The organism is Candidatus Binatia bacterium (assembly GCA_036382395.1).
Classification (GTDB): domain Bacteria; phylum Desulfobacterota; class Binatia; order HRBIN30; family HRBIN30; genus JAGDMS01.
Genome location: DASVHW010000121.1, coordinates 1 through 8857 on the forward strand (window position 1 = coordinate 1; position 8857 = coordinate 8857).

Consider the following 8857-nt stretch of genomic DNA (forward strand, 5'->3'; position numbering starts at 1 on the left):
CGCAGATCCGAACGCTATCGCCAACAGATTCGTCGCAAGCTGGCGGCCTACCACAGCCACGTCCAGCTCGGATGCATCGCCCAGGGCCTGCTTCAGTACCTGGCGATCTCCTGCAGCTCCACGGTCTGGCAGCTCTTCCGCAGCTGGCTACGCACGATGCACACCGATCGTCCACCTTCTGAACTGGTCGTCGCGCACGCCTTGCGTAGCAGCCTTCCCGAATTTCTCGCTGCCTCACCCCTGGATGCCATCCTCGCGAAATTCCTGCGCCACAAGATCTACGCCCGTGCCCACCAGGCCCCACAACGCATCGCCGCCTAGACGCTCAGCCACGAACGTGGCACTGTCCAGCGGTGTACTGGTCGACTCTATTGCCCGTCGAGCTGGGACAGCGAGGCGCTGGTGACTCATGACATGGTGGCAATCGGCTCAACGGGCGTATGAGATCCTGCACCAACAGGGACTGTGGGTGCTGTGGTTGAAGCTGCTCGGCGAGTTGGGCTACCGCCGCGTCGTGCTGCTGGAGCGCCCGGTCGACGGCCGTGCCGCGTTCCCTGCTTCGCGCCTACCGGTCACCGTCAGTCTATTGTGCGACAACGAAGTGGAGGAGTACGCGGCCTTCTACCCCGGCGCCGACCCCGCGGAGATCCGGCGGCGTCTTGGCGCCGGTCACCGATGCTTCGCCGTGCGCTATCGCGGGCGTCTCGTCCATACCGGCTGGGTGGCCACGGGTCGGGTGTGGATTGAATACCTCCGGCGCCGCTGGGATCTGGCTCCCGAGGAGGCATACGTGTACGAACTATTCACCGCGCCGCCGTATCGCAACCTGCGAGTCGGCGCGGTGCGGGCGACCGAGGAGACGCGTGTACTCGCCGGAGAAGGATACCGGCGCGTCACCGCGGTGGTCTGGCCCGAGGACGGTGCCGCCGTTCGCCACGCAGCCATCGGGGGCTTTCGGCCGGTGGGGGTAATCGGCTACATCAAGCTCTGGCGCTGGCGTCACGATTTCACCAAGCTCGATCCCACGGAGCCGCTGGCTGCTCGCGCGGCCAATCTGTACTGGGACCGGGTGCACCGAGATCTCCACGAGCGGCCCCGCTATTTGGATGAGTTTCTCGGCACCCTGAAGCGCACGGCGTACCTGGATCTCATCGCGCGCTGGGGCGGCCTCCCGTCCGCCGGCCGGGTGCTGAAAACCGACCTGTTCGAGGAATCCATGGGAACCGCCGACGCGTTCGCCACCCACCTCTGCGCGTCGGGCAACACCGTGATCGGCATGGATCTGTCCCCGGCGATGGCAGCGCGGGCGCGGGAGCGAAACCCGGAACGGCTGCGCTACGTGGCGTGCGACGCACGGCATTTACCTTTCGCGAACAACAGCTTTGCGCTCGTGGTCTCGCCGTCCACGTTGGATCACTTTCCTGAGCCCCGCGACCTGCATCGGAGCCTCCGAGAGATCGCCCGCATTCTGGCGCCGACGGGGCGCCTCATCATCACGCTCGACAACCGGCAAAATGTGTTCGACCCACTGCTGCGACTGGCGATCCGCCTGCGGTGCGTGCCCTTCTACATCGGCCGCTCATACATGGTGCGGGAGCTGCGGCGCGAACTGGAGGCGGCAGGTTTCACCGTAGAGGATACCGGCGCAATCGTTCATCATCCTCGGATGATGGCGGTGGCCGCCGTGGGAATTGCGAATCGTTTGGGCTGGCAGCCGCTCATACGCGGCGTGCAGCGTGCCCTGACCGCCGCGCAGCGGCTCAACGGCAGTCGCTGGCGTTACTACACGGGTTGCTTCGTTGCCGCCAAAGCGGCACGTAACTTACCGAACACGGGAGCCGTCTGATGTCGCATTGGCTCGCCAAAGGCTACTGGAACGCCTTCACGCTGTGGCACGCCCTGGATGAAGCGCGACTGCCGTATCGGCCTATGGACGAGTTGACCGCCATCCAGAACCGGCGGGTGCAACGCATGGTGGCGCACGCCTACGCGACGGTCCCCTACTATCGCGACGTGATGGACGCCGCCGGGTGGCGGCCGGAAGATTTTCAGACGGCGGCCGATCTTACCCGCTTGCCGGTCATCACGAGCGCACAGGTGGCCGCCGCACCGGAACGCTTCCTCTCGCGTCAGTACGCGACGCGGCTGGGCGTGCAGCTACAATCGAGCGCCACGACGGGGCAGCCGAAGCAGATCCGCCACGACGCGGCATCGGCGTTCTACTCGATGGCGTACGGGCAGCGTGAGCGCATCGTGGTGGCGCACTTCACGGGACGGCTCTACGGTTTCCGCGAGCTCATCATGTACCGACCGACTGGCATCCAAACGCAGCTGCGCCGGTTCTATGAGGCGTATTCCTGGGTGCCCCGAGCAATGGATTTTCAGCGCGGTGTGTTCGCGCCGGATGGTTCCTTCGAATCCGCCGTGGCTCACATCAACGCGTTCCAGCCGGACGTGCTCCGGGGCTACGGTTCGCATGTCGGGCCGCTCTTCCGTTGGGCCTGGGAACGGAACGTCGCGCTCTTTCGGCCCAAGCTGGTGTTCTACGGAGGTGATTCGATGCCGGATGCGGACCGCGTGCTGATCGAGCGGCAGGTCGGCGCTCCGGTCTTGTCGGCCTACAGCGCCGCCGAGGCCTTGCGCCTGGCATTTCAGTGCGAACGCGCCGAGGGCTTTCACGTCGATGTGGACCAGGTGGCGATCTGGGCGCGCGGCGACGACGGCAAGCCGGTTGGCCCGGGCGGCCGCGGCGAGATCATCTTCTCCAACCTGATCAACCGCGCCACCGTCTTGCTCAATTACAGGCTGGGTGACGTGGTGACGTTGGGGCGCGGGGCCTGCGCGTGCGGCCGGACCCTGCCACTCATCGAGTGCGTCGATGGGCGGTGTGACGACCTTGTGGCGCTGCCCGACGGCCGGATGCTGCATTCACGCACCATCTTGCGCGGACTCTTCGAAGCCCCTGGGTTGGTCCAGATGCAAGTCATCCAGGAGGAGCTGCGCCGTTTCCGGTTACGGGCCGTCTGTGCTGCGGGAACGGATTGGGACAACACGCGCCCGCGGCTGATTGCCACCATGGTGAAGATGTTGGGCGACGATGTCGTGGTAAATGTCGAGCAGGTCGATGCGATTCCCCGCTCGCCAGGCGGCAAGGTCAGAACAGTCATTTCGCACTGCAGCGGCCGCGAAGCGTAGGCGGATCTTGGCTGCCCCGAGCCGCCAGACGTCCTTCACTCGGAATTGCGCCGCGGCTCCGTCAACTCTTCGCCATCCCAATATGCCCGGCATCCGCGCGCACGACGCACACCTTCTCGCTGAAGTCCTCGAAGAAATAGCCGGAGCCCCCTTCGCTCACGACTTGCAGCAGCTTGTCAGGATTGCGTACGCGAATGCCCCCCAGCACATGCACGCCGCGGCTGAAGAACGGCGGCGGCCACGGGCTTGTGCCGCCGAGAGCCCGGTGGAGCGCTTGCGATGGCGGGGGTGTGGTTAATCTGTTGAAGCGCGAAGCGTGGTGGGGCAACGGGGCCGACCTCATTTCTTCTGTTGCTAACCGTTCCACAGGTCCGGGTCGATCGTGACGCACCAGGGTCCACCGCCTCAAGGGCAACGGCCTCCAGTAATTCCGAACTTCAACCGAGCGGATATCTATAACTCCGGATGCCGTGACTACGATCGACGCGAGGTGACCAGTCGCCATGAGCAAGCGGCTTGAAAATTTCAGCGGGATGTTCAGGCCTTGCATTCAGCGCCGTCCCCGAAGAGCCAGCAGCACTCCGCCGGCATTGTCAGTGGTGCGAGACGGGTTCGGTGGGAACAGCCCGTAGCCATACCCCACCCGACCGTCCCGCTCTGGCACAGCCTATGCTACGCTATGGTGTGGTGACCTGAGGACAGGTCATGGACTGCGGCCGGACCAATAAGAACATCGTGGCTTATTCTCTGTCTAAGAGTCGGGCGGGGCGGATACGGAGGCGACACAATGAAACAGTTACTTGTAGGGACAATCGTTTTGGGGTTGGCAATTGTCGTTCCTACGGCAACAATGGCAGAGGTAGATATAAGTGTTGGGATTTCTCTGCCACCACCCATCGTATTTGAGGCACCTCCAGATGTAATAGTGATGCCTGATACGAACGATGTGTACGTTGTCCCTGATATAGATGTGGACATGTTTTTCTGGAATGGTTGGTGGTGGCGTCTATGGGAAGGTCATTGGTATCGCTCGCATTATTATAACCGGGGTTGGGGCTATTATAGAAATGTTCCGAGTTTTTATTTTGATATAGAGCCAGGGTGGAGAGGATATTACAGAGACCATAATTGGTACGGACACCGGTGGAACTATGAACGGATTCCTAACCAGCGACTTGAACAGAACTGGAAGAGCTGGCGGAATAATCGACATTGGGAAAGGCAAGGAACCTGGGGCATCCAGGGCTATCAACCTCGACCGCAACAACAGAGACAGGAACTGAGACATCAAAGGCAAGAGCAATACCAACAGAGGCCTGAGGTCCAGCGACAACACCTACAACAACAAAGGCCACCACGGATTCAGCAACCTCAGGGACCGCGGCCACCACAGGCGCAGCAGCCTCAGAGGCAAAGACAGCAGGTTCAACAACCTCAGAGACCGCGGCCACCACAAGCGCAGCAGCCTCAGAGACAAAGACAACCTCAGGTTCAACAACGACAACAACAAAGGCAACCACAGCCACCTCAGAGACAGAGGCAACCGCAACAACAGCGTCCTCAACCTCGAAGCCAGCAACACCAGGGGGAATCACAACACCAACAGTCTCAATGAAAACCTGAAGGCGGGGATGCGGAACATAGAACAAGAAGTTTCAAAAACGTCGCCATCTATAATATCACCAAGGGAACAAAGGGCTGAGTGGTGAAACCGACAATAAGGAGGGAGTATGAAACGTATGCTGTCTGTATTGCTTGTTGGGCTGTTTGCGGCGGGTATGCTCACTGGCTGTCCATGGTGGCGAAGGGACCGTGACCAGCGCGGCCAGGAGGGCGGGTACCAACACGGCCAAGAGGGCAGATACCAGCACGGCCAGGAGGGCGGGCATGATGATCGTGGGCACGATGAGCGCGATAGATATTGACCTGCTTGCCGTTAGGGACATCGCCCTTTGACAGGAAAAGGTCTTTTCCGGCGTGGGAGGGTGCCAGGCAAATTCGTGTAATGTTACACCTGATCTGTCTCGGAATCCGCGGGAAGATGGAAAACTGATTACGTTGTCTTCGGGATGACCAAACGGGGACAGGACTCTTGGCGCGCTCGGGCCAAGCCCGGCTTACTTCCACGCCGTCTTCCACGTCCGCCGAAAACGCCTTGCGCGAGCACCGTACTGAGCCAAGCATATGGTTGCCCTGCGACCCAGACTCCTTATTGCAGGACGCTTCCCATCAGCCGAATTCAATTGAATCTTGTGGCGCGACGACTAGCCTGAAGACATGTGCCGCGCACGCAACACGCCGGAGGCGCAATACCATGACCATTTCAGTTACAACACCATTGGATTTCCGCACTAAGTCTTCCGCTCGAGTCCTCCGGCGAATGCTAGTCGCCTTGATGATCAGCGCGGTGTGGCTCGTCGCTGCGCGCGCGACGGCGATGCCCGGTTCGCAGCTGCAGGCGCGGCTGACGACCAACAAGGGCTGCTTCGAAACCGGCGACGCGCCGACCTTTATCGTTGGCGAGAGGCTCATCGTGAGCCTGCACATCGATAGCGCCACGTTCACTCAAGCGAACGCGAGGCTGTTTGCGATCAAGCCAAACGGCTTCGTTAGCGTATTTGGTCTGGGATCGCTCATGACGAATCAGGGCTTTGCCCTGGCGGCCCAGGTTGGTGCGCCGGCGGGATTGCATGAACTGCTGTTGACGGCCAGGGCTGGTACGGTGAGCAGTACGCGCGCGTGTACCTTCGAAGTCCTGAACGTCCCGACAACCCCGCCGCCTACGGCGACGACAACCAGCACGCCGATACCGACGAATACACCGACGGCCAATACAACGCCGCCGACCATCACACCGGCCGCGGCGCTACAACCGCACGTCACCACCGATCGCGGTTGCGAGGAGACGGGGCAGCATCCGACGTTCACTGTCGGAGAGCCGATCACCGTGTCATTCGACATTGCCAGCGACGTCGTCTCAGAGGCCGGTGCGACGCTGTTTGACATTCTGGCCAACGGCTTCGTCAACACCTTCTCGTTCGGTTTCGTGGCGACGAATCAGCCCCACACTTTCCATGCGACGGTCGCGCCACCGACGGGTGTCGAAGTGCTGAAACTGCGCGCCAGCGCCTTCGGGGTGCCCTCGGCCTCGAGCTTCTGCAGCTTCTCTGTGGTCCCCGTGCCGAGCCGCACACGTACGCCGACGTGTACGGCAACGCGAACGCCGACCAACCCCATACCGGTGGCAACCGCGACGGCGACGCCCACGGCGACACTGTGAGGCACTCGTCTCAGCCGGGTGGAAAATCGTAGATGAGTGCGACAGCTCCAAAGGCGTCCGGCTCGTGCTCGTCGAGCGCGCGGACCTGGCACCGCCGCATCATCCCCTCATCCCGGTCACCGCTGCCGCCATCGGAATCAATCTCATGAGTCGCCTTTCGTCGCCGTGTCTCGAAAACACGCTGGGACACAGGTATGATCCGGGGACGGACGAGGAGAGAGGTCGATGACGAGGAACGCGGTGAAAGTTCGGCACCCGCACATTGAGGTTCGAAAAGGCTTCTGCGGGGAGCTTCTGGAAGAACTTGTCCTTCAGCAACACGTGGCAGTTGCTGTATGACGCGCCGCGCTCTCAAGGCCTGAAGGAAAGGAGGATCGACCAACTGGCGATCATATTGGTGTGTTATGTGGTCCTGACCCAGTTGGTGAAGACCTGGTTTTACCGCAGATTTGGCGAATGACAGATCCTATGAGCGTCCTGGCGATCAACGATGGCTGGTCGAGCATCAAGCGCAGCGGACGGCGGACGACTCTCAGGCGGATCTGGCTATAGCGGTTTCTCCCGAGTCAGGAGCCTCGCCAGAAATTTGGCCGACCGGCGGAACGTCCATGGCAGGGATTCGGCCCGGACAAGTCGCGCGCCTTCGGGATGATACTCCAGCACGAGTTTGCGCTCGTGGAAGGCCTCGAGTTCAGTGCGGTGCGCGACGCTCACCACCGTGGTTTCCGGGAGCCGCTCCAGGAGCAGTCGCATCAGAACTCCCTGGCTCAACGGATCGAGCGCCGACGTGGCTTCGTCCATCACCACGAGGTTGGGTCGCTGAATGAAGAGGCGGGCAAAGGCGAGCCGCTGCTTCTCGCCGCCGGACAGGATGTGTTCCCAACCCGTATCTTCGTCGAGACGGTCGAGGAAATGACCGAGGCCGACGTCTTCCACCGTTTTGCGGACGACCGCATCATCAACCGCCTCGGGAGAGAGCGGATAGGTCACCGCACGCCGCAGCGTTCCGAGCGGCACATAGGGCTGCTGCGGCATCAGGAACAACCCCTCGAATTTGACGAAGATCTCTCCTGTACCCCACGGCCACAGGCCGGCAATCGCCCGCACCAGCGTGCTCTTGCCGGTGCCGGACGCGCCGGCGACGAGCACCTTTTCGCCGGGAGCGATCTCGACGTCGGCGTCACTCACAACGGCGCTGCCATCGTCCAACGTCACCGAGAGGTTATGCAGCCGTAGTACGCCGTCTGCAGCGGGCCTGCGAACGATTCGGCCGCTGGTTTCTTCGCCCTCAGCACGTTCCAAGCGATCCAGTGACACCAGCAGGGACGCGAGCCGGCGTGCCGAAGCTGTCCAATCCGCCAGCCGCGGATAGTTGTCGACCAGCCAGCTGAATGCCGTCTGGACGATGATGAACGCGGAGGCCGCCTGCATGACCTCGCCGAGCGACATCGTCCCGGCCACATACTTGGGGGCGCACAGGAGAATCGGAACGACCGGGACGAAGCCGCTACTGGCCTGCGATACGATGGTGGTGCGGATGTACTGCCCAATCAGCTCGCGCCAACGCTGCAAGACCATGGTGAATCCCGTGTTGAGGCCGGCGCGTTCTTCGGCCTCGCCACCGAGCATGGCGATGCTTTCGCCGTTCTCGCGTAGGCGCGTGAGCGCATAGCGGTACTCCGCCTCCGCCTGGTTCTTGTTCGCTGATACGACGACGAAGCCGCGGGCCAGGACGACCATCGACCCACTGGCCAGCACGGCGTAGGTGACGGCCGCGATGACCAGGAAACCGGGGATGGTCACGGTCGTGCTGCCGACCTCGAAGGTCAGGGCACCGCCGATGAACCACAACACGCCGACGAAGGTGATCACCGACAAGACGGCAGAGAAGAGCCCGATCGCAAACTCCACCGGGGCCTCGCATGCAATCCGCAGATCCTCGGCGACGCGATATTCAGGGTTGGCATGGTCGCCGGGGACCAGGTTGAGCTGATAGTAGCGGCCGCCGGCGAGCCACCGATCGAGCACGTGAGCGTTCAACCAGTCGCGCCAATTCCGCTGCGTGGTCAGTTTTGCGTAGGTGGCCCCCGCCGCGATACCGATGCTCGCGAGGGTCAGCGGAAGAAAGATCAGCGATTGGTACAGGACGCCGCGGCCATCTCTTTTGTCGAGCGCATCGAACATAGCCCGATGCCAGACGTTGACCCGGTATTGAAGAACGATATTCAGCAGCGCAATCGCGATCACGGCAAGCGTCAGTGGCCACGCGCTTCGCGCGCCACCTTTGCGCCAGAAGCCGAGCGCCGCTTCCCAAAAACGCGCGACGAGAAGCTGTCCCGTTTGTCGGTCGTCCATCAATGCGCTCTTCACTGTCCGATCGGC

The 8857-nt window shown here is 62.0% G+C and carries 7 protein-coding genes; 4 read left to right on the top strand and 3 right to left on the bottom strand.

Annotated elements, in window-relative coordinates; all coding sequences use genetic code 11:
* The 3 genes from VF515_05820 to VF515_05830 all read left to right on the top strand — a co-directional run.
* Positions 1-321: IS4 family transposase (locus VF515_05820; GenBank protein HEX7407154.1), on the top strand; the 321-nt coding region annotated here is incomplete at its 5' end.
* Between the two features lie 88 nt (positions 322-409).
* Positions 410-1846 (top strand): class I SAM-dependent methyltransferase, encoded by a 1437-nt coding sequence (locus tag VF515_05825; protein ID HEX7407155.1) that lies wholly within the window; start codon positions 410-412, stop codon positions 1844-1846.
* Positions 1846-3195 carry a hypothetical protein gene (locus tag VF515_05830; protein ID HEX7407156.1) on the top strand — a complete coding sequence of 450 codons (1350 nt, stop codon included), beginning with the start codon at positions 1846-1848 and terminating at the stop codon, positions 3193-3195. Before VF515_05825 ends, VF515_05830 begins: the two co-directional genes overlap by 1 nt.
* A gap of 61 nt (positions 3196-3256) precedes the next feature.
* Here the strand turns inward: VF515_05830 and VF515_05835 are convergent, their stop codons facing one another.
* Positions 3257-3745: a DUF364 domain-containing protein gene (locus tag VF515_05835; protein ID HEX7407157.1), complete on the bottom strand. Its 489-nt coding sequence runs from the start codon at positions 3743-3745 to the stop codon at positions 3257-3259.
* Positions 3746-4358: 613 nt separating this feature from the next.
* Positions 4359-4844, bottom strand: coding sequence for a hypothetical protein (locus VF515_05840; protein HEX7407158.1), 486 nt, complete (start codon positions 4842-4844; stop codon positions 4359-4361).
* Between the two features lie 743 nt (positions 4845-5587).
* Between VF515_05840 and VF515_05845 the strand changes: the two genes are divergently transcribed.
* Positions 5588-6475 carry a hypothetical protein gene (locus tag VF515_05845; GenBank protein ID HEX7407159.1) on the top strand — a complete coding sequence of 296 codons (888 nt, stop codon included), beginning with the start codon at positions 5588-5590 and terminating at the stop codon, positions 6473-6475.
* Positions 6476-7021: 546 nt separating this feature from the next.
* Here VF515_05845 and VF515_05850 read toward each other — a convergent pair.
* The coding region (locus VF515_05850) for an ABC transporter ATP-binding protein/permease (protein ID HEX7407160.1) at positions 7022-8857 on the bottom strand (1836 nt) is incomplete at its 5' end.

What these genes read in the sequence shown, in the direction of transcription:
- VF515_05825 (HEX7407155.1), top strand. Translation starts at nt 410, where the DNA reads ATGACATGGTGGCAATCGGCTCAACGGGCGTATGAGATCCTGCACCAA.
- VF515_05830 (HEX7407156.1), top strand. Translation starts at nt 1,846, where the DNA reads ATGTCGCATTGGCTCGCCAAAGGCTACTGGAACGCCTTCACGCTGTGG.
- VF515_05835 (HEX7407157.1), bottom strand. Translation starts at nt 3,745, where the DNA reads ATGCAAGGCCTGAACATCCCGCTGAAATTTTCAAGCCGCTTGCTCATG.